We start from the raw sequence: 18,554 nt of genomic DNA, 5'->3' as shown, positions 1-18,554 counted from the left end.
TACCTGGTTGCGAGCAATCGTGCGGATGCCGGCCAGCGTGTTGCTGATGAGCGCGACGTTCGCCCGCGCGGCCGGCTGCTCGCGGCGGCTTCTTCTCCACATGGGGTAATAATCCAGCGCGGGAGCCGGGAATGGTTCGTATGGTTGGAGGATGGCGTCGGTCAGGCAGTTTCAGGTTACGTTCGACTGTGCGGAGCCGGAGCGGGTTGCTCGGTTCTGGTGTGAGGTGTTGGGGTACGTCGTTCCGCCTGCGCCGGCGGGGTTTGCGAACTGGGCGGAGTTCGATCGCTCGTTGCCGGCCGAGCAGCAAGGGTCGGCGTACGCGTGTGTTGATCCCACCGGTGTGGGCCCGCGGTTGTTCTTCCAGCGGGTGCCTGAGGGCAAGGTGGTGAAGAACCGCGTGCATCTCGACGTGCGGGTCGGCACCGGGCTGGTGGGTGCGGAGCGGCTGGCCGCGCTCGAGGCCGAATGCGCGCGCCTGATCCCGCTCGGTGCGTCCCGGGTGCAGCTGCTGGTCGCCGACGAGTTCAACGAGTCGTGCCTGGTCATGCAGGATGTCGAGGGCAACGAGTTCTGCCTCGACTGACCTCGCGCCGCCGGCCCGGTGCGAGACGCCGCGGTGTTGTGGCGGTCGTAGAGTTCGCTGATCGCGACCGCACGTGCCTGACGGGCTGCAAGAGCCATGCCGGCAGAGCCTATCCGCGGACCTGACGTACGACGCGATCGTGACCGCCGCTCCCCCGCGGGCGAGACTATGGGGCATGACTGACCAGGCTGGCTTTGACTTCGCTGCGTATCAGCAGGCGGCGGCGCGTACGGGTGCGCCGATCGCGACCGACCATCCGATCGTCTACCCCACGCTGGGGTTGGTGAACGAAGCCGGGGAAGTCGCAGGGAAGGTGAAGAAGATCTTCCGCGACCGGAACGGCGTGATCACCGACGCGGACCGGCAAGCGCTGACGGGCGAACTGGGCGACGTCCTCTGGTACCTGTCCGAGCTGTGCACGCGACTCGAGATCCGCCTCGAAGACGTTGCCACCCACAACATCACCAAACTCGCCGACCGCGCAGCCCGAGGAGTCCTCGGAGGCGACGGCGACCTCCGCTGAGGCGTCGTACCCCAGCTCTTCAGCCGGGGCGATCCATCCGAAACGCGTCAGCGGCCTGCTGCACCTCGACCTTCCGGTCACGCCAGAACTGATCATTCGCGGATGCGGCGTTCCCGATGCGGCCGTCCAGTTGCTCGCGGAGGATGTCGGCGTGACCGGCGTGCTGGGTCGTGTCGACGAGCACCCGGATGAGCAGGACACCCAACGTCGTTTCACGCTGACCTTCTGGCCAGTGGGCGACGTACCCGGGGGTGCCGAGGTCGAGCTCGGTCACGGTCGCATCGGAGTGGGCGCAGGCCTGTTGATAGACGCTCACGATGTACGCCGCGGATTCGCCGGGCGTGGCCCACATGTCGATCTCGGTGTACGGGTCGTCCCGGAACCACGACGGCCGCTGAACCGGCGACCGACCGAAGCACTCGCCGAGATAGCCGTACTCAATCCCCGCGAGGTGCTTCACCAGCCCGAGAAGATTCGTACCAGTCGGAGTCATCGGCCGCCGTACGTCGTACTCCGACAAGCCCTCCAGCTTCCCCAGCATCGTCGCCCGACCGCCACGCAACCCCCGAAGCAGTTCACCCTTGACGTCCATCACCGGACCCTACCGGGGTTGATCTGGCTCAGGTGGTGAGTGTCTGGCGGGTTTCGTCGAGGGTAGCGCGGGCTGACCCGAGCACAGCCGCGTCCGGCGCGGCCCAAACTCTCTCGAGCCGGATATCCCTTGGTGGTGGGGGTTCTTCGTTGGTGTACCAGCCGAGAACCCCCTGTTCGAGGGGATAGCCCCTCGAACAGACGGCGCCGGGGACGGAGTCGGCGCGGATGGGCAGTTGGGGCCGAGGGTGCCGGTGCGGTACGGCGAGGGTGCGGCGGGCTACTCGCCTGTTGTGCCGTCGATGGATTCGCGGAGGAGGTCCGCGTGGCCTACGTGGCGGGCGTATTCCTCGATGACGTGGGTGAGGATGAAGCGTACGTCGGTGTCGCCGTACTCCGGGTTTGGTTCGATGCGGGCGACGTCGCCGGTGCTGCGGGAGAAGACCGCACGGGAGTCGTCACACGCGGCCAGGTAGTCGGCGTACACCTCTTTCGCTGCAGTCGGATCAGACTCGTCGAACCATCCGTCGCCATCGGTGGTCAGGTACGGGAAGAAGCGCGGCGTCGTACCTGCGAGCCGGTGTTGCAGCCAGTACCGCTCGACGCCCTGCAGATGGCGCATGAGGTCGAGCAGGCTCAACGACGACGGCGGTACCGAGCGTTGCCGTAGCTGCGTCTCCGTCAGACCCGCGCATTTCCACAGGAAGGTCGCGCGGTGATAGTCGAGGTTCGACGCGATGACCTCCACCCACGAACCCGCGACCGCCCGCGTCGGCCTGACGATGTTCTCGATCACGACGTCGTTCACGCTGTCGTCCTCTCTCGGTCCACTTACCTGTCCGATGCCTGAACCTCACGCAGATCGACAACGGCGTCAATATTCGATGAGCCCGCCCGCTTGGACCGGTGGGACGTGGCCGGTGGGCGGTGTGGATAAACCGAGCGCGATCCCGATGTCGACCAGCGCCGCGCGGCGCAACGTGGGGACAACGTCGAGCGGCGTCCACACAGACTCGGCGGTCTCGCCGTTCGGCTCCGGGCGGGTGGTGCCGGCGGTGATGCGGACGGCGTAGAAGATCCCGATGTTCTGGTGATCCTCGTCGCCGGGGATGCGGCGCTGGGCGGCGGGAATCACGCGCGAGTCGACACCGATCAGGCGTTCGACGACAGATTCGTACCCCGTCTCCTCGGCGACCTCGCGCGTCACGGTGTCGAACGGGTCCTCGCCCGGCTCGACGCCTCCACCTGGCAACGTCCACAAGGTGACGTCGCCGTACGGCGAGACGTACCGCGCCAGCAGCACTCGCTCGCCCTCAAGACACACCGCATAAGCAGCCACCCGTCGACTCATCCCCGGACCCTAACCCGCGCCGGACACGCTCCGGGAGAGAGAGCCGTACTGCCAGTGGACCCGAGTTTTCCCCACTATGCACACCCTGGCTGTGGATAAAGTCGAACTTTTCGAGCGCGGATGCCTCTCGACACCTGAGCCCGGTTGCCCGGAGCAACTGAAGGAACCTCACCTGTGGACGGAACCTGCCAGCGATTGGCCTGATGTTCGCGCTTGATCCGGCTGTGATGAGCCGTCAGTAGCGTCGGCGGCGTGTGGTCAACAGGCCGCACGAGGGGCACTACTCGGGAGGATCTCGATGAAGAAACTCGCGGCCTTGCTGGCCGGTCTGGTCGTCGCGGCCGGTGGCGTGTACGCCATCGCGGCGCCGGCGCAGGCGGACGACTGCGGCGGTACCTACACGATCGTTGTCGGCGGCACCGGTGACAACAACTCGAACGCGCCGTACTGGACGGGCAACATCAGCCAGCGCGTCGGGTACCCGGCCCAGCCGATCGGCGTCAACGCGCGGCAGGGTGTGAACGAGCTCAACCGGCTGATCCGTGATCACCGGAACGCCTGCCCAGGCCAGCATGTGAAGGCGGTCGGGTTCTCACTCGGTGCCGCGGTCGTCCACACCTGGGTCACGGAGAACTGGCAGACCTTCGACAACGTCAACGCGGTCCTGATCGCGGACCCCAAGCGGAAAGCCGGTCCCGGTAACGCCGGCGCCGCGGCGCACCCGCTGGTCGCTCCGGTCGTCGGTGCACCACTCGCCGGCGCGGACGACTTCTTCGGGAACGTCCCGGTGCTGACGCTCTGCACCAACGACATCATCTGCGACATCAACGCGAGCTCCGGCCTGCCCGGCTACCTGTGGGAGAACCGGCACGGCAACTACAACTTCAACGTGGACGTCTACACCGACGACGCCCGCGGCCAGTGGTTCAACGGCGTCTACATTCCCTGACGAAACGTCGCGGTACTGCGGGCATCAGCACGATGTCCGCAGTACCCCGGTCAGGACGCCGCCGCGCGGAAGCCTTCGAGTACCGCGGCCGCGTCCGACCGCAACTTCGCCGACGAATCGTTGCCAGCAGCAAACTCCAGGAGCGGCACGTACTGCGGCCAGGCGGAGTACGCCGTCGCCCAGATCGCGGCCTCGCGCACCCAGTCCTCCGGACTACTGAAGGCATCCCGAATCCGGGTGAAGAACTCCTCGTCGAACTCGTCCGGAGCCCCGAGCCCCGCGCAGATCACCGACCGTGCGACGGCCAACGGCGTACTGGAGTTGTCGATCGTCCGCAACATCGCGATCCGCTGGAACGGCATCAGCTCGTACTCGATGAGTTCCAGCGCCTTGTCGTACGTCGCCTGATCCGCGCTCGCGAGGACGACGTACGCATTGTGCGACACCGGATCCTCGGTGTAGGTCAGGCTCGTCCCCGGCCCGACCGCCCACAGCACCTGCCGGGCCCCGTCCGCGACAACATCCTCAACCGCCGACCATCCCTCGTCCTCGGCAAGCTCCACCACCGACTCGTCCTGCGGCGACCGCCCCAACACCAACCGACCCGACCGATACACAACTCCACCTCCACCAGTCCGCGAGAGGCTACTGCGGCAACGGGTCGTGATCGATGCTCAAGGCACCATCAGCCAGGGGGCGCCCCACTTGATGCCGGCGGATTCGACGGCGCTCCACAAGCGGGCGCAGAGGTCGGGAGCTCAGTCGGGTCGGTACCGAGCCTCTCAAAGGTCGTAGGCCTCGAGGTAGACCTGGGGACGGGACGGGTTGGTGGTGTCGACGACGAGGGTTCGAGCGTCCGACGTGGACATCCGGAGCTGGTGGGCGATGAGCGGCCCGGGGCAGTCGGCGGGAGCTGGTACTGCGGAGGCCTCGACGGGTGTCGGGGTGGTGAAGCCGCTGGTAGTGGTGAGGGTCCGGAGGCCGGCTGGTGTGGTTTCGAGGCGCAGTTGGAGGTTGTACTCGCCGAGCATCGGGTTGAAGTCGGCCGAGAACCGAACACCGGTCGCATCCGCCGGCAGGGCGATCCCGAAATGCTCCGCGACGTCGGTGAGTTCCGCCGTGCTGTGCTGGCAGGCTCGACTGTCGTCGATGTCCGCGGGCATGGCGGGAACGCTGAAAAGCACGGGTACGGCGACGACGGAGGCTCCGATGGCGCCGGCGACGCCGAGCAGGATGGCCGTCGAGTGCGCGCGCCACCAGTTCACGGGGCAAACCTACCGGCGGTGGAATAGGGCGGACAGGGGTGGAGGTTGCGGTGGGTATGACGGTTGAGATCGGGGTGATTCTGCCGACGTCGTCGCCGGAGGCTGGGCGGGCGATTTTGGGGGATGTGCGGGAGAGTGCGCGGTACGCCGAGGAGGTCGGGCTGGACTCGGTGTGGTCGACGGATCATCTGGTGGCGAGTGCGCCGATGTTGGACAGTTCCGTCGTACTGGCGACTGCGGCCGCGGTGACCGAGCGGGTCACGGTGGGGTACAACGTGATGTTGCTGGCGTTGCGGCCGGTTGCGTGGGCGGCGAAGCAGATCAATACGTTGCAACTGGTGTCGAACGACCGTCTCGTGCTCGGGATCGGCACCGGGAACCCGGCGCACGGTGATGCCGGGTGGCGGGCGGCCGGCGTGGAGTTCTCCGAGCGCGGACGGCTCACGGACGAGGCTCTCGCCGTACTGCCGGATCTGATCGCCGGGAAGCCCACGACAGTCGGTCCCGACCTCGAGGTGACGCTCTCCCCCGGATCCAAGGTCCCGCCGATCTTCGTCGCCGGCAGTGGAGCGCGCGCTCATCGCCGGACCGCGCGGTACGCCGATGGTTGGGCAACGATCGCGCTGTCGCCGGACGAGGTCCGGGCGAACCTCGCGAGCATCAACGAACTCGCCGACGGCAAAACCCTCAAGGCAACGGTCGTCGCACCACAGCTCGACGGAGACCCGCTCGGGCAGCTGGCCGCCTACGAGGAAGCCGGCGTCGAACGCGTCATCCTCCCGCCGACCGGCGATTGGCGCCGCGACTACGACCAGGCAGCCGAACTCCGCGCCAAGTACCACAGCTGACACCAAGTACCACAGCTGACGCCAAGCACCACAGCTGACACCAAGTACCACAGCTGACACCAAGTACCACAGCTGACACCAAGTACCACAGCTGACACCAAGTACCACAGCTGACACCAAGTACCACAGCTGACACCAAGCACCACAGCTGACACCAGCCGGCGAGTGGCTCGGCAGAACGCAGGCTGAATGGCCCTGTCCTTCACGCGCCCGCACTGGGGACACTGGACGAGACGCGATCTGAGGATGTGAGCGATGTACGTGCCAGCGCACTTCGCCGCTGACGACACGGCGGTTCACGAGCTGCTCAAGCAGCACGGCGCCGCAGACTTGGTGACGATGACACCCGACGGTCTGATGGCGACCATGCTGCCGTTCATCTACGACCCCGAGCGAAACGTGTTATTGGGCCACCTGGCGCGGAACAACGAGCATTGGCAGCAGCCCGTCGTCGGCGAAGCATTGGTCATTATGCGAGGCCCCGACGCCTACGTGTCGCCGACCTGGTACGCGTCCAAGCAGGAGCACGGTCGCGTGGTGCCGACGTGGAACTACATCACCGCACACGTCCACGGCACCCTCAGCGTGCACGACGATCCCGCCTGGGTCGAGAACGTCGTACGGCGGCTCTCGGACCTGCACGAGGCGGGGCGGGCGGAACCGTGGTCGGTGGACGACGCGCCGGCGAAGTACGTGAGTGGGCAGCTCCGGGCGATCGTCGGGGTGGAGCTCGCGATCACGCGGATCGAGGCCAAGTTCAAGCTCAGCCAGAACCGGCCGGAGGCTGACATCGACGGCGTGATCGACGGCCTCCGCACCGCCGGCGAGGAGCAGGTCGCGCAGGCGGTCGCCGACTTCCGCCGCTGATCAGGCGTTCAGATGCGTATCTGGATCCCGGTGCTGACTTGACCTTGACCTTCGGGGCAAGGTTTATGCTCTGCGGCGTGTCTGGGGTCGTGGTGGTGGGAGTGGGGCCGGGTGTCGGCGTTGCGGTGGCACGGCGGTTCGTGCGGGAGGGGATGAGCGCTGGGCTGATCGCGCGCTCGTCGGCGACGGTGCAGGCCGCAGCCAAGGAGCTCGAGACCGCCGACGTACTGCCGGTGACCGCGGACGTGACCGACGAGGGTGGGCTCCGGTCCGCGCTCGATCGGGTGGTCGACGCGTACGGCGTACCTGATGCGGTCGTGTACAACGCCGCGGTCGTTCAGGCGGACCGGGTCGGTGAGCTCACCGCGCAGCGGCACCTCGATGCGTGGGCGGTGAACGTGGTCGGAGCGATCACCACGGCGGCCCACGTTGCGTCTGCGATGGCTGAGCGTGGCACAGGGTCGTTCCTCATCACCGGTGGGATGCCGCTGCCGAAGCCGGAGTACGTCAGCCTCTCGCTGGGCAAAGCCGGCGTACGCACGCTCGTGACGCTCTTGGACCAGCAGTACGGCGCGGCGGGGGTGCACGCCGCGAGCGTGACGATCAGCGGTGGAGTCGCCCCGGGAGGCGGCTGGGACCCGGACGAGATCGCCACCCACTACTGGCGACTGCACGCCCAGAGCCCCGCCGATTGGGTCCACGAACTCGTGATCTGAGCGGCTGACCCAGCGGCCGATCTGGGGAGGATTGCTACCCCGATTTCACAACCCCGATTTCCGTGCGAAATCCTCCCCAACCTGCATCAGGACGGCTTGAGCAGTCCACGTTTGAAGGCCTCGGCGACGGCGGACGCGCGGTCCGGGGCGTTGAGCTTGGCGTAGATGTTCAGGAGGTGGGTCTTCACCGTCGCCTCGCTGATGAACAGGTGCGCGGCGATCTCCCGGTTGGTGTTGCCGGCGGCGACCCACTCGATGACCTCGAGCTCGCGCGGACTCAGGATGTCCGGCGCGGGCGGCGTCCGGACATGGTTCATCAACGTGTTCGCCACCGACGGCGCGAGCACCGACTTCCCCTCGGCGGCCGCCCGGACCGCCCGCAGCAGCTCGTCCCGCGGCGCGTCCTTGAGCAGGTACCCCGTCGCGCCCGCCTCGATCGCGGGTACGACGTACCCGTCGGTGTCGTACGTCGTCAGCACGAGCACCCGCGAGGTCACGCCGCGATCGGTGAGTTCGCCGATCGCGGCGAGGCCGTTCGTCCCGGGCATCTGGAGGTCCATCAGGATCACGTCCGGCCGCAGCGCCTCGGCCAGCCGGATCGCCTCGGCGCCGTCGCTCGCCTGGCCGACCACCTCGAACTCGGGCTCGGACGCGAACATCCCGCTCAGCCCGTCCCGCACCACCGGGTGGTCGTCGGCGATCACCAGCCGGATCACGCGGACGCTCCCCGGGTCGGGACGGTCGCGGAGATCGCCGTACCGAGGCCGGGCTCGGACTCGACCTCGAGGATCCCGCTCAACGCCTCGACCCGCTGCCGCATCGCGACCAGCCCGAACCCGCCGGCCTCCGACGGCGCGGTCCGGGACGGGTCGAACCCGACACCGTCGTCACGTACGTCCACCGCGACCTCCTTCTCCATGTAGGACAGCGTCACGCCCACCCGGCTCGCCTGCGCGTACTTCGCCACGTTCGCCAGCGCCTCCTGGGTCGCTCGCAGCAGCGTCGACTCGGTCTCGGGAGTCATCACCCGCGGTGTGCCGGTCGTGGTCAGCCGCGCGTCGATCCCGTGCACCGCCGACCACCGCCGTACGACGTCGGCGATCGCCGCGCTCAGCGTGGCCGACTGGAGGGGCAACGGGCGGAGTGCGTGCACCGAGCGGCGCGCCTCGGTCAGGCTGTCGCGAGCCAGCCCGACCGCGGTCGTCACGTGCCGGCGCCAGTCCGCGGCGGTTTCGGCGGCCTGGAGCTGCGTGACGATCCCGGTCAGTCCTTGCGCGATGGTGTCGTGGATCTCGCGGGCCATCCGCTGCCGCTCGTCGATCACGCCCGCCTCACGGGCCTGGGTCAACAGCTGTTCGTGCAGTTCCGCGTTCTCGGCCAGGGTCGCCTCGAGCCGGCGGTTGGTCTCGGTCAGCGCGTCGACCGCTTCCTTCCGCTGCTCGCTGAGGACCTCGCCGCGGCGGCCGAGCCACGACGCGAGACACATCCCGACGACGTTCACTGCGATCACCGCGGTGCAGCCGAGCAGACCGAGCAAGTTCGTCTTCGGGATGTCGTACGACTGCGCGATGCCGGCGAGCACCGCGACGGCGCTGATGCCGACCAGCTCGCCCGGCCACTGCAGCAGGCCGAACGTGTAGAAGTAGCCGACCGGGGTGAGGAACCCGAACCACGGGTCCCGCACCACCAGGACGGCGAGCACCAGCACGAACCCGACGATGAAGATCGTGATCCAGCGGGTGTCGGTACGCCGGGCCGGGCGGAGGGTGAACATGCCGAGCATCCACAGCCCGAGCAGCGCGCAGAGCACCAGGTCGACGGTGAGCGACCGGGGCTCGTCGCGCTTGATCAGGACGGTGGTCGCGGTGACGGCGGCGAGCAGCACATACGGGACCACCGTCAGCCGTAGCGGCCAGACCTGCTCACTCATGTCACTTAGTGAACACCGAGCGGAGGTGCTTGCCGTTCACCAGCAGTGTGACCCCGAGCAGCAGCAGTCCACAGACGGCCTGCTCGCCCTTCAGCCAGAGCGGGAACGTGCCCGGCAGCGCGATGATCACCACGATCGCGATCAGCATCACCGCCGAGACGATCCGGAGCCGGAGGTACCCCCTCCGGGATCCGCGCGCCGAGCTCCGGGCGAACAGGAACGTCAGCGCGGAGCTGGCGACGACGATCGTGCCGCGGACCCAGACCGCGTCGGTGACGATCGCCGGGTGGTTGCGGAGGGCAATGATGGCGACCAGCGTCAGCACACTGATCGCGAGGTAGCCGGCCGCCAGCAGCTGCACGCTCCGCAACGCGGCGGCGCTCCGCGGGTGTCCGACGTCGACGGTGGCCATGGTGGAGGTCCTTTCAGAGGCGTTCTCGGTACTACGACTCTCGCGTTCGCACCCTGGTCGGCACATCGCCCGGCCGGCCCCACTCGCCTCCACCGATCGGTTGATCCGCCGCCTCCGCCACGCATACGAGCGTTGCCCCGAGCACCTTCCTTCCGTGTCAATTTGTGCACGGACTGTCACGAACTGTCACGGACTGTTTGCGGCTGCGTGCAGATGTCCGGACAGGCCTGGCGGCAGTGGGAGCGCGCGGTCGATCGTCATGTCAGGAAAAAGCGAGTCGAGAAAGAGTTCCGAGGCAAGCCGGTCGACCACACGGGAGGGTCCGGTACGCGTGCTCGAGACCTATCGCGGTATTCCACACCTGTTCGACACTTGGCTCGTGCTCACCGGCATGACGCTGCCGGTCGCGCTTTCGGCGCTGCGTCGCCCCGGTGACCTGATCCCGCGGTTCGCGGCGTTCTGCGTACCGGCGGCGTTCGCGCTGGTGATCGCGGCGACGCTCAGCCCGACCGCGCACCGCCTCGGCCAGATCGGCCAGTGCGGCACGCACCTGACCACCACCGGCGGACTGACCTCGCTCCAGGGTCTGCTGAACGTCCTGCTGTTCGTCCCGGCCGCGGGCATGCTCACGCTGGCCAGCGGCCGGCCGGGTGACGGCATCGCCGCCGGGATCGGGATGTCGGCCGCGGTCGAGGCGGTCCAGGCGCTGATTCCACAGCTCGGCCGCTCGTGCCAGCTGCACGACCTGATCGCGAACTCGCTCGGCACGTTCTGCGGCGTCGGCCTTGCCGCCGGTCTCCAGGCGCTGAACCGGAGCATGGCGCTGCGGCCGCGATACCTGGTGGTCACCCCGTCCGTCGTCGAGCACGCTGCGCTGCTCGTCGTACGGGTGCCGCGCCCTCCGGCTCGTCATCGGCGCGGGACGCTGGTGCCGCCGAGCCGGCCGGGAGCCGTCAGATATCACAGAACGAATACACAGTTATCCGGATAGTTATCCACAGGCTGTGGATAGAACCGTGGATGGCCGCGTGACTCCCTGGGGATATCCACAGGTCAGGGTCGGACGTCGAGTCCCAATGATGTTGCGACGACCATCGCCTGGGTCATGTCGATCCGGGCGTCCCGCAGTGTCACGGTCAGCGGGTCGAGGGTGGACAGGTCCGAGCCGCGCAGGTCGGCGCCGGTGAAGTCGGCTCGCTGGAGTGCCGCGCCCGACAGGTCGAGGTCCCGGAGCGTGGCCTTGGCGGCCCGGATCCCGGTCAGCTCGGCCTCCCGCAGCTTCACCCCGGTGAACTCGGTGCCCTTCAGGTCCGCGCCGGGCAGCGCGGTGAAAGACCAGTCCCCGCCGCTCACCTTGAGCAGGTTGAAGCTGCAGTCGTCGAAGAAGCTGCCGACGAACTTGCACCGGGTGAACGTCGTGTCGAACAGCGAGCAGCGGACGAACGTGCAGTTCACGAACGCGGCGTCGGTGTGGGTGGACGCGTTGAACCGGACCCCGCGGAACGTGCACTCCTCGAACACCCCGCCGCGGTTGTCCACCTCGGTCAGGTCGGAATCGACGAACAACACCCGCTGGTACGTCTGACCGGACGGGTCCGCGTCGTCCCAGTCCCGGATCGTCGACTCGGTCGGCACTCCCACACGGCTAGCCATGTCCCCACCTTGCCATCCCAGGCCGACAAACAGTTGTGATGGTGCCGCCGGAGAACGGTAGGGCGACCGACAACTACGGCCCCCACGATGGAGGAGTGACCGGAACCGAGAGGGTGATGGTGTTCGGCGCGGGAGGTTTCCTCGGCGCCAGGATCTGCGCGCTGCTCGCCGACCGCGGGATCGAGTACCGCGGCCTGAGCCGGACCCGCAGCGAGCCGTACCGGCGCTGCGACCTGACCGCGATGCATCCGTACGCGCTGGACACCCAGATCGGGATGTACAAACCCACCGTGATCATCAACGCGGTCGGCGCCACGCTCGGTGAGCCGGCCGAGCTGGTCCGGGCGAACGTGATCGCTGTCGAGGCGCTGCTCGCCTCGGTCCGCGACCACGCGAACCACGCCCGGTTCGTGCACCTCGGGTCCGCGGCGGAGTACGGCGGCGCGCCGCACGGCACCAGCCTCGACGAGGCGGCCCCGCCCCGGCCGATCGGTCCGTACGGACTCAGCAAACTGGCCGGCTCCGAGCTCGTCCTCCGGGCGCAGCGGGCCGGCGCGGATGCCGTCGTACTGCGGATCTTCGACGTGATCGGGCCGGGAGCTCCGGAGAGTACGTTGACCGGCCGGGTGATCCGGGACCTGCGGTCGCGGCAGCTGATCGAGGTCGGGTCCCTGGACGTGTGGCGCGACTTCGTCGACGTCCGGGACGTGGCCGAGGCGGTCCTCGCGGTCGCGCTCGCGGACGCCGTGGTGCCGCCGGTGCTGAACATCGGGACCGGCCGCGCGACGCTGGCGCGGGATGTCGCCGGGCAGCTGTTCGAGCTGAGCAGTCAGCCGGCGACGGTGGTGGACGACGCCGTGCAGGAGACCGCGCTCGGCGCGCCGTGGCAGCAGGCCGACATCACACTGATCGGCAAGCACCTCGGCTGGTCGCCCAAGATCGCCCTCGACCAGTCCCTCGCGGACAGTTGGGCCACGCCTTCGAGAGACTAGGTCCGTGGAGATCCGCTCGATCTGTCAGGCCGCGCCGGACCGGCGACCCCCTGCGGTGAACGAGGACCTGGTGCTGACCGGCCCCGATTTCGCCCTTTTGCTCGACGGAGCCAGCGCTCCGCGGGTCCACGTCGACTCCGGTTGCCGGCACACGGTCGCCTGGCTGGTCATGCAGTTGGCGACTCAGCTCGCGACCCCGCTGCTCACCCGCTCGTCCGCCCCGCTCACCGACCTGCTCGCCGACGCGATCACCGCGGTCCGCGCCTCGCACGCCGACACCTGCGACGTCACCAACCCCGACAGTCCCTCATCCACAGTCACGATGGTGCGCCTCCACCCGGACCACGTGGAGCACCTGGTCCTGGCCGACTCACCCATCGTGATGCGATCACCCGACGGCCGGATCACCGTCCACAGCGACGACCGCATCGACCTCCTTCCCGAGCGAAACCTCGAGTTCGTCCGCCGGTCGCGCAATCAGCCCGGCGGCTTCTGGGTGGCGAGCACCGAGCCCAAAGCGGCGTACGAGTCGGTGACCGGGACGACGGACCTCGACGACGTCGACGCGATCGCGCTCCTCAGCGACGGCGCTTCGCGCTACACCGAGCGCTACGGGCACTCGTGGGACGACCTGCTCGACGTCCTCACCACGGCAGGTCCACGCGAGCTGATCGACCGAGTCCGAGCCCACGACGCCACGTTCACCGGCGGCGGCAAGCAGTACGACGATGCGAGCGTCGTACTGCTTCAGCGTCCGTAAGTCGGGAAGCCCTGTCCCGGGTACCGCGGCGCGTACTGCGGAGGCTCCAGCGGCCGTACGACGTCCTGGACCGGCCTCGGCGTAGCGCGCGTGTGCTGCCAGTCGCTGACCTGCAGCATCATCAGCGACGCCCCGACCGCGGACACGATCAGCAGTACGGTCGCGACCGTGAACCCGATGTCGACACCCAGTGCGACCCGGACCATGAAGTCCTGCATGTCGTAGAGGTCGGCGTACGGCCTGTCCGTGTTGTCGGTCACCTGGATCAGGCGGACGAACCAGATGATGAAGCCGATCACCGCGAGCGACCCACCGCCGACGACGATCACCCAGAAGCCGATCCACGCCGACCACCACCCGTACAACAGGGTGCGCATCCGACCGGTCCGGGCCACTCCGGGCTGCTCCGGCGGCTCGCTGGCCCGGGCGACGTCCTCGACGATCTGGAGCGGGTACCAGAACTGCACGACCGGGCAGAACCAGGCTCCGACGACCCAGCCGTTCGACCGCCGCTGTAGACCACGCATCGGGTCCACCGGTCGCGGCGCAGCGGGTGAGTGCAGGAAGTCGAGGTTCTCGCGGGCCTGCCAGAGCCAGATCAGGAACGCGATCCCGGTGCCCATCAGCAGGTAGCTGACCAGGTCCAGCAGCGGGCCGGAGCCGGAGACCGACTCGATGCCGCGGTCGAGTTCGTCCTCGGAGAGCAGTCCGTACACGAAGCGCTTCACTTCGTCGTACGAGCGCCAGAGCAGCACCGACTGGATCACCGCCGCCACGCAGGTCAGCCCCATCAGCACGATGCTCACGATCGCCACCTTGCGTAGCGGCCGGTAGCGCGGCAGCGGCTGATGCGACAGCGGCTGGAACGGACCTGATCCCTGATACGGCCACGGATACGGCTGCGTCACCCTTCCACCTCCCCGCAGCCAAAGTTAGCCCACGGCCGGATTCAGACTGCGGCGAACGTCTCCCGCACCGCGGGCGCGGCCAGCTCCCGATCGGCCGCCGACAGCCCGATCCGCGTCCGCCGATCCAGTACGTCGTCCTCGGTCAGCGCCCCTTCGTGCCGGACGGCGAACCGCAGCTCGGCGTACGTCGTCCGCAGCCCCGGCGCGATCGGGTCCTGCAACTCCGGCGGACCGGCGATCACCTGCGGCGCCTCGACGCCGTACCGCTGCACGAACCGCGCCGGCGCCTTCACCGCTGCCAACCGGACCCGGTCCGCCGCGCCGACGAGCGGGATGCGGTGCGTCTCGCAGGGGCGTCGTACGTCGAGACTCGACTGCGCGAGCGCCGTGTCGAGGGCGTCCTGCGCCATCCGGCGGTACGTGGTGAGCTTGCCGCCGACGATCGTCACCACGCCGTCCGGGCTGGTGACCACCGCGTGCCGCCGGGAGATGTCGGCCGTCTTGTCCTCACCCTTGTGATGACCGGTGTCGAGCAGCGGGCGCAGTCCGGCGTACGTCCCGAGGAGGTCCGCGCGGGTCACGGGCTGCTGGACGGCCGCGCTGATCGTGTTCAGCAGGAAGTCGATCTCCGCGTCGGTCGCGTGCGATACGTCGCTCACCGGGCCCGGCGCCTCCTCGTCGGTGAGGCCGACGTACACCCGGTCGTCGGGAGCCGGGATCGCCATCACGACGCGGCGCAGCTCGCCCGGGACCGGCACGGTGAGGATCGCGGAGAGGCCGCCGAAGACGGACTGCGGGAGCACCAGGTGGGTGCCGCGGCTCGGCCGGAGCTTGATGCCGGAGGCAACCTGATCGGCCCAGATCCCGGCCGCGTTGATCACGATCCGCGCGTCCACCGGGATCCGGTCGCCGGTCAACTGGTCGACCAGCACGGCCCCACGGCCGGTGACGTCGGTCGCCGCGACCCGGGTCAGGATGCGGGCGCCGTACTGCGCCGCGGTCCGGGCGATCGCGACGACCAGGCGCGCGTCGTCGTACAACTGTCCGTCCCAGGTCAGGAAGCCGCCGCGCAGTCCCTCCGGGCGCAGCGTCGGCGCGTAGCGGAGCAGCTCGGCCGAACTCACGCGGCGGGAGTGCGGCAGGTAGTCGTCGCTGGTCCGGGCGAAGGTGCGGAGGATGTCGCCACCGAGGAACGCCGACCGCAGCATCGCCGCCTGCGCGAAACTTGCCTGTGGCAACCACGGCGCGATCTGCGGGATCGGGTGCACCAGGTGCGGCGCGGTCGTCTTCATCAGGATGCCGCGCTCGACCGCGCTCTCGTAGGCGATCCCGAGGTGCCCGGAGGCGATGTACCGCAGGCCGCCGTGCACGAGCTTCGAGCTCCACCGGCTGGTCCCGAACGCGAGGTCGGTCTTCTCCACCAGGGCAACGGACAGACCGCGCGCGGCCGCGTCCAGAGCGACGCCGGCGCCGGTCACCCCACCGCCGATCACGAGCACGTCGACCTCGGTCAGCGACGCGAGCTCACGGGAACGCCGGGCCGCGTTCAGGCTGGCGTTCCCGAGGCTGATCATGGCCGGAGGTACCGATCGACCATCACGCGCAGCTCCTCGTCGAGCTTCGGGTACTCGTCCTTCTCGGCCATCACCGGCCCGGACACCGCCGACGCGAGCGCGATCAGGATGACCTGCCGCGCCAGCCAGACCGGATCGCCCTCGCGGATCGAGTCGTCGGCCTGTCCCTGCCGGATGCCCTCCTCGAGCAGCGCCAGGTGCGCGACAGTGCTGCTGCCGCGGCGCTCCAGCAGGTACGGCGTGAGGAACTCGGGGTCGAGCTCGATGATCTTCCGCATCAACGGGTGCACCCGGGTCTTCGCGACCACCTCGACGACGCCCTCGACCAGCCGGGCCCGGCCGTCGGCGGCGTCCGGCTGGAAGGCCGACACCAGCGCGATCGTCCACTCCCGGGTCATCAGCGCCGCGACCACGGCCTGCACGTTCGGCCAGCGCCGGTACAGGGTCGCGCGCGAGACCTCGGCGTGCCGGGCGATATCGGCCATCGTCATCCGGCGCATCCCGATCGCGAGCAGCAGCTCGTAGGCCGCGTCCAGGATCCGCTCCTCGCCGATCGCATTCGCGGGCGCGGGACGGGAGCTGGTCTCTTGATCCGAGTCGCTGCTACGCTGAGACATCACATGCCAAAGTGTATCAGCGCCTTCGGTTTCCCGGAACTGTGCATCGGCATCCTGGAACTGTCCAGGGGAGGTGGGAGCCAGGGGGTTCCACCTCCCCTGGACGCTACCTCGCGGAACCGCCGAAAGGGAGTCAGCGATGACGGAATCCGACCTCCCGGTGGTGCAACTCACGCCCGGCCGCTGGGGTGACCCGGCGCACCCGGTCGAGCTCCCGTCCGCGGCCGTCGACGCCCTCAAGCACCTGGGGGTACGTCGCCCCGCCGGCGGAACCGTCGCTCCGGCGGACCGCCCCGGGCTCACGGCTGAGCAATTGACCTTCCTGACCGGCATCGTCGGGACCGACCACGTGGCGACCGACCTCGACTCGCGCTGGGCGCACACCCGCGGCTATTCGACCACCGACCTGCTCCGGGACCGCGCCGGCGACACCTCCGACATGCCGGACGCCGTCGTCTACCCGGCGTCCCACGACGAGGTCGCCACTCTGCTCGCCGGATGCGCCGCCGCCGGGCTCGCGGTGGTCCCGTACTCCGGAGGCACCTCCGTCGTCGGCGGCCTCGCCCCCGGGCGGTGCTTCGTCACCGTCGACCTGCGCCGGCTCGACCGCCTCCTCGAGCTCGACGAGATCTCCCGCACGGCCACGCTGCAGGCCGGCGTCCGCGGAACGGCCGCCGAGGCGCTGCTCGCCGAGCGCGGCTACACCCTCGGACACTTCCCGCAGTCCTACGAGGGCGCGTCCATCGGCGGGTACGCCGCCGCGCGGTCGAGCGGCCAGTCGTCCGCCGGATACGGCCGGTTCGACCAGATGGTGGTCGGGCTGACGCTCGCGACCCCGCGCGGCACGGTCGAGCTCGGTCGGGCTCCGATGTCCGCGGCCGGTCCCGACCTGCGCCAGCTCGTGCTCGGGTCCGAGGGTGCGTTCGGGATCATCACGTCGGTCGTCGTACGCATCCGACCGCGACCGGTCGAGCGGCATTTCGAGGGCTGGCGGTTCGGTTCCTTCGACGCCGGGCTGACCGCCGTCCGGCGGCTCGCGCAGGACGGGCCGTTGCCGACCGTGCTCCGGCTGTCGGACGAGGCCGAGACCGCGGTGAACCTGGCCGACCCGGATGTGCTCGGCGGCGGGTCCGGCGGGGTGCTCGCGATCATCGGCTTCGACGGTCCGTACAACCAGGCGACCGCCGACGTCCTGACGGCGGCGGGCGGCGAGAACCTCGGCGAAGGTCCGGGCGAGACGTGGCGAGTCGGCCGGTACCGCGCGCCGTATCTGCGTGATCCGCTGCTCGACGAGGGCGCGCTGGTGGAGACCCTTGAGACAGCGGCGTTCTGGTCGCGCATTCCGGCGCTCAAGGCCGCCGTCACCGAGGCGCTCGTCGGTGCGCTGAGCGCGACACCGCCGCTGGTGCTCTGCCACATCTCCCACGTGTACGAGACCGGTGCCTCGCTCTACTTCACCGTGATCTGCGCCCAGGCCGACGATCCGGTCGCGCAATGGCGCTCAGCGAAGGCGGCGGCCAACCAGGCGATCGCCGCCGCCGGCGGCACGATCTCCCACCACCACGGCGTCGGCACCGACCACCGCGACGCCTACGAAGCCGAGATCGGCCCGCTGGCGCTCGAAGCCCTTCAAGCGGTCAAACACACACTCGACCCCGACACAGTCCTGAACCCAGGCATCCTGCTACCCCAGAGCTAACGGCTGCCTCCCGCCGGCTCAGCCGCGCTCTTTGCCTTTCCCACCCAGGGCGTCGCCGATCCGGCGGCCCGTCTGCTTCTTCTCGCCCTTCCCTTGGTCAGCGCCCTTGCCCAGCGCCTGGTCGGGGTCCGCAAGCCACCCGCTCTTGATCTTGGTGCCGTTCGGGTCGCTCTGCGTGCCACCCAGCCCGGCCTGGAACTGCTTCTCGTCGAAACGGGAGCGGCCGTCGTCGCCGCTCTCGTGGACGTTCCTGCCCTCCGCCATGTCCTTCTCCCCGGTGTTGTCGTCGGAACTCGCAGCGTAGGCACGCGGC

23 protein-coding genes are annotated in these 18,554 nt (G+C 69.0%); 10 read left to right on the top strand and 13 right to left on the bottom strand.

The features are described 5' to 3' along the window. Positions 1 to 151: 151 nt before the first annotated feature. Both AC0662_RS22445 and AC0662_RS22440 read left to right on the top strand, forming a co-directional pair. Positions 152 to 586, top strand: coding sequence for a VOC family protein (locus AC0662_RS22445; RefSeq protein WP_452196369.1), 435 nt, complete (start codon positions 152 to 154; stop codon positions 584 to 586). Between the two features lie 175 nt (positions 587 to 761). Further along, entirely contained in the window at positions 762 to 1,109 is a 348-nt protein-coding gene (locus AC0662_RS22440) for a nucleoside triphosphate pyrophosphohydrolase family protein (protein WP_478302940.1), read from the top strand. Positions 1,110 to 1,128: 19 nt separating this feature from the next. Here the strand turns inward: AC0662_RS22440 and AC0662_RS22435 are convergent, their stop codons facing one another. The 3 genes from AC0662_RS22435 to AC0662_RS22425 all read right to left on the bottom strand — a co-directional run bounded on the left by AC0662_RS22435 (position 1,129) and on the right by AC0662_RS22425 (position 3,051). Then, positions 1,129 to 1,701 carry a DinB family protein gene (locus AC0662_RS22435; RefSeq protein WP_478302938.1) on the bottom strand — a complete coding sequence of 191 codons (573 nt, stop codon included), beginning with the start codon at positions 1,699 to 1,701 and terminating at the stop codon, positions 1,129 to 1,131. Between the two features lie 279 nt (positions 1,702 to 1,980). Beyond that, on the bottom strand, positions 1,981 to 2,508 hold the full coding sequence (locus AC0662_RS22430) for a DinB family protein (RefSeq protein WP_478302936.1): 528 nt from the start codon (positions 2,506 to 2,508) through the stop codon (positions 1,981 to 1,983). Positions 2,509 to 2,574: 66 nt separating this feature from the next. Beyond that, a complete protein-coding gene (locus AC0662_RS22425; RefSeq protein WP_478302934.1) occupies positions 2,575 to 3,051 on the bottom strand; it encodes an NUDIX hydrolase in 477 nt (158 codons plus the stop codon). Positions 3,052 to 3,349: 298 nt separating this feature from the next. Here AC0662_RS22425 and AC0662_RS22420 point away from each other — a divergent pair, with 298 nt between their 5' ends. Next, a complete protein-coding gene (locus AC0662_RS22420) occupies positions 3,350 to 4,000 on the top strand; it encodes a cutinase family protein (RefSeq protein ID WP_452196374.1) in 651 nt (216 codons plus the stop codon). A gap of 50 nt (positions 4,001 to 4,050) precedes the next feature. Here the strand turns inward: AC0662_RS22420 and AC0662_RS22415 are convergent, their stop codons facing one another. Next, the gene (locus AC0662_RS22415; protein ID WP_478302932.1) at positions 4,051 to 4,617 is read right to left on the bottom strand and encodes a hypothetical protein; all 567 of its coding nucleotides are present in this window, start codon (positions 4,615 to 4,617) and stop codon (positions 4,051 to 4,053) included. A 165-nt stretch (positions 4,618 to 4,782) separates the two neighbouring features. Further along, complete coding sequence (locus AC0662_RS22410) at positions 4,783 to 5,265, bottom strand: hypothetical protein (protein ID WP_478302930.1); 483 nt, start codon at positions 5,263 to 5,265, stop codon at positions 4,783 to 4,785. A 56-nt stretch (positions 5,266 to 5,321) separates the two neighbouring features. Between AC0662_RS22410 and AC0662_RS22405 the strand changes: the two genes are divergently transcribed. The 3 genes from AC0662_RS22405 to AC0662_RS22395 all read left to right on the top strand — a co-directional run bounded on the left by AC0662_RS22405 (position 5,322) and on the right by AC0662_RS22395 (position 7,696). Beyond that, positions 5,322 to 6,113 (top strand): LLM class flavin-dependent oxidoreductase, encoded by a 792-nt coding sequence (locus AC0662_RS22405; RefSeq protein WP_478302928.1) that lies wholly within the window; start codon positions 5,322 to 5,324, stop codon positions 6,111 to 6,113. A gap of 255 nt (positions 6,114 to 6,368) precedes the next feature. Continuing rightward, positions 6,369 to 6,980 (top strand): FMN-binding negative transcriptional regulator, encoded by a 612-nt coding sequence (locus AC0662_RS22400; protein WP_478302926.1) that lies wholly within the window; start codon positions 6,369 to 6,371, stop codon positions 6,978 to 6,980. Between the two features lie 77 nt (positions 6,981 to 7,057). Beyond that, entirely contained in the window at positions 7,058 to 7,696 is a 639-nt protein-coding gene (locus AC0662_RS22395; protein ID WP_478302924.1) for an SDR family NAD(P)-dependent oxidoreductase, read from the top strand. Between the two features lie 86 nt (positions 7,697 to 7,782). On the opposite strand, the gene AC0662_RS22390 is transcribed toward AC0662_RS22395, so the two are convergent. The 3 genes from AC0662_RS22390 to AC0662_RS22380 are packed head-to-tail and all read right to left on the bottom strand — an operon-like array spanning position 7,783 to position 10,038. After that, the gene (locus tag AC0662_RS22390) at positions 7,783 to 8,412 is read right to left on the bottom strand and encodes a response regulator (protein WP_452196378.1); all 630 of its coding nucleotides are present in this window, start codon (positions 8,410 to 8,412) and stop codon (positions 7,783 to 7,785) included. Then, complete coding sequence (locus AC0662_RS22385; protein ID WP_478302922.1) at positions 8,409 to 9,626, bottom strand: sensor histidine kinase; 1,218 nt, start codon at positions 9,624 to 9,626, stop codon at positions 8,409 to 8,411. Before AC0662_RS22385 ends, AC0662_RS22390 begins: the two co-directional genes overlap by 4 nt. A 1-nt stretch (position 9,627) precedes the next feature. After that, positions 9,628 to 10,038 carry a hypothetical protein gene (locus AC0662_RS22380; protein WP_452196380.1) on the bottom strand — a complete coding sequence of 137 codons (411 nt, stop codon included), beginning with the start codon at positions 10,036 to 10,038 and terminating at the stop codon, positions 9,628 to 9,630. Between the two features lie 331 nt (positions 10,039 to 10,369). Between AC0662_RS22380 and AC0662_RS22375 the strand changes: the two genes are divergently transcribed. Further along, positions 10,370 to 11,029: a VanZ family protein gene (locus AC0662_RS22375; protein ID WP_478302920.1), complete on the top strand. Its 660-nt coding sequence runs from the start codon at positions 10,370 to 10,372 to the stop codon at positions 11,027 to 11,029. Positions 11,030 to 11,091: 62 nt separating this feature from the next. Here AC0662_RS22375 and AC0662_RS22370 read toward each other — a convergent pair whose 3' ends face one another. Beyond that, positions 11,092 to 11,691: a pentapeptide repeat-containing protein gene (locus tag AC0662_RS22370; protein WP_452196382.1), complete on the bottom strand. Its 600-nt coding sequence runs from the start codon at positions 11,689 to 11,691 to the stop codon at positions 11,092 to 11,094. Between the two features lie 95 nt (positions 11,692 to 11,786). On the opposite strand from AC0662_RS22370, the gene AC0662_RS22365 reads away from it, so the two are divergent. Together AC0662_RS22365 and AC0662_RS22360 are read left to right on the top strand one after the other, a co-directional pair. Next, positions 11,787 to 12,683 (top strand): NAD-dependent epimerase/dehydratase family protein, encoded by an 897-nt coding sequence (locus tag AC0662_RS22365; RefSeq protein WP_452196383.1) that lies wholly within the window; start codon positions 11,787 to 11,789, stop codon positions 12,681 to 12,683. Between the two features lie 4 nt (positions 12,684 to 12,687). Continuing rightward, positions 12,688 to 13,443 (top strand): protein phosphatase 2C domain-containing protein, encoded by a 756-nt coding sequence (locus AC0662_RS22360; protein WP_478302917.1) that lies wholly within the window; start codon positions 12,688 to 12,690, stop codon positions 13,441 to 13,443. Here the strand turns inward: AC0662_RS22360 and AC0662_RS22355 are convergent. Genes AC0662_RS22355 through AC0662_RS22345 form a run of 3 tightly spaced genes read right to left on the bottom strand, consistent with a single transcriptional unit; the run spans position 13,431 to position 16,542 of the window. Beyond that, the gene (locus tag AC0662_RS22355) at positions 13,431 to 14,351 is read right to left on the bottom strand and encodes a DUF4328 domain-containing protein (protein ID WP_452196385.1); all 921 of its coding nucleotides are present in this window, start codon (positions 14,349 to 14,351) and stop codon (positions 13,431 to 13,433) included. The two genes, AC0662_RS22360 and AC0662_RS22355, sit on opposite strands and share 13 nt — an antisense overlap. A gap of 41 nt (positions 14,352 to 14,392) precedes the next feature. Next, positions 14,393 to 15,925: a glycerol-3-phosphate dehydrogenase/oxidase gene (locus AC0662_RS22350; RefSeq protein ID WP_478302914.1), complete on the bottom strand. Its 1,533-nt coding sequence runs from the start codon at positions 15,923 to 15,925 to the stop codon at positions 14,393 to 14,395. Then, a complete protein-coding gene (locus AC0662_RS22345) occupies positions 15,922 to 16,542 on the bottom strand; it encodes a TetR/AcrR family transcriptional regulator (RefSeq protein ID WP_452196387.1) in 621 nt (206 codons plus the stop codon). The genes AC0662_RS22350 and AC0662_RS22345 overlap by 4 nt, the downstream gene beginning before the upstream one ends. 139 nt (positions 16,543 to 16,681) lie before the next feature. On the opposite strand from AC0662_RS22345, the gene AC0662_RS22340 reads away from it, so the two are divergent. Next, on the top strand, positions 16,682 to 18,241 hold the full coding sequence (locus AC0662_RS22340; protein WP_478302912.1) for an FAD-binding oxidoreductase: 1,560 nt from the start codon (positions 16,682 to 16,684) through the stop codon (positions 18,239 to 18,241). Positions 18,242 to 18,259: 18 nt separating this feature from the next. On the opposite strand, the gene AC0662_RS22335 is transcribed toward AC0662_RS22340, so the two are convergent. Continuing rightward, positions 18,260 to 18,505 carry a hypothetical protein gene (locus AC0662_RS22335; protein ID WP_452196389.1) on the bottom strand — a complete coding sequence of 82 codons (246 nt, stop codon included), beginning with the start codon at positions 18,503 to 18,505 and terminating at the stop codon, positions 18,260 to 18,262. Positions 18,506 to 18,554 lie beyond the last annotated feature (49 nt).

Source organism: Kribbella sp. NPDC043289 (assembly GCF_056436705.1).
This window is presented reverse-complemented; position numbering and strand designations above follow the sequence as displayed.

What these genes read in the sequence shown, in the direction of transcription:
- AC0662_RS22435 (WP_478302938.1), bottom strand. Translation starts at nt 1,701, where the DNA reads ATGGACGTCAAGGGTGAACTGCTTCGGGGGTTGCGTGGCGGTCGGGCG.
- AC0662_RS22420 (WP_452196374.1), top strand. Translation starts at nt 3,350, where the DNA reads ATGAAGAAACTCGCGGCCTTGCTGGCCGGTCTGGTCGTCGCGGCCGGT.
- AC0662_RS22445 (WP_452196369.1), top strand. Translation starts at nt 152, where the DNA reads ATGGCGTCGGTCAGGCAGTTTCAGGTTACGTTCGACTGTGCGGAGCCG.
- AC0662_RS22385 (WP_478302922.1), bottom strand. Translation starts at nt 9,626, where the DNA reads ATGAGTGAGCAGGTCTGGCCGCTACGGCTGACGGTGGTCCCGTATGTG.
- AC0662_RS22425 (WP_478302934.1), bottom strand. Translation starts at nt 3,051, where the DNA reads ATGAGTCGACGGGTGGCTGCTTATGCGGTGTGTCTTGAGGGCGAGCGA.
- AC0662_RS22340 (WP_478302912.1), top strand. Translation starts at nt 16,682, where the DNA reads ATGACGGAATCCGACCTCCCGGTGGTGCAACTCACGCCCGGCCGCTGG.
- AC0662_RS22335 (WP_452196389.1), bottom strand. Translation starts at nt 18,505, where the DNA reads ATGGCGGAGGGCAGGAACGTCCACGAGAGCGGCGACGACGGCCGCTCC.
- AC0662_RS22405 (WP_478302928.1), top strand. Translation starts at nt 5,322, where the DNA reads ATGACGGTTGAGATCGGGGTGATTCTGCCGACGTCGTCGCCGGAGGCT.
- AC0662_RS22440 (WP_478302940.1), top strand. Translation starts at nt 762, where the DNA reads ATGACTGACCAGGCTGGCTTTGACTTCGCTGCGTATCAGCAGGCGGCG.
- AC0662_RS22345 (WP_452196387.1), bottom strand. Translation starts at nt 16,542, where the DNA reads ATGTCTCAGCGTAGCAGCGACTCGGATCAAGAGACCAGCTCCCGTCCC.
- AC0662_RS22370 (WP_452196382.1), bottom strand. Translation starts at nt 11,691, where the DNA reads ATGGCTAGCCGTGTGGGAGTGCCGACCGAGTCGACGATCCGGGACTGG.
- AC0662_RS22400 (WP_478302926.1), top strand. Translation starts at nt 6,369, where the DNA reads ATGTACGTGCCAGCGCACTTCGCCGCTGACGACACGGCGGTTCACGAG.
- AC0662_RS22380 (WP_452196380.1), bottom strand. Translation starts at nt 10,038, where the DNA reads ATGGCCACCGTCGACGTCGGACACCCGCGGAGCGCCGCCGCGTTGCGG.
- AC0662_RS22350 (WP_478302914.1), bottom strand. Translation starts at nt 15,925, where the DNA reads ATGATCAGCCTCGGGAACGCCAGCCTGAACGCGGCCCGGCGTTCCCGT.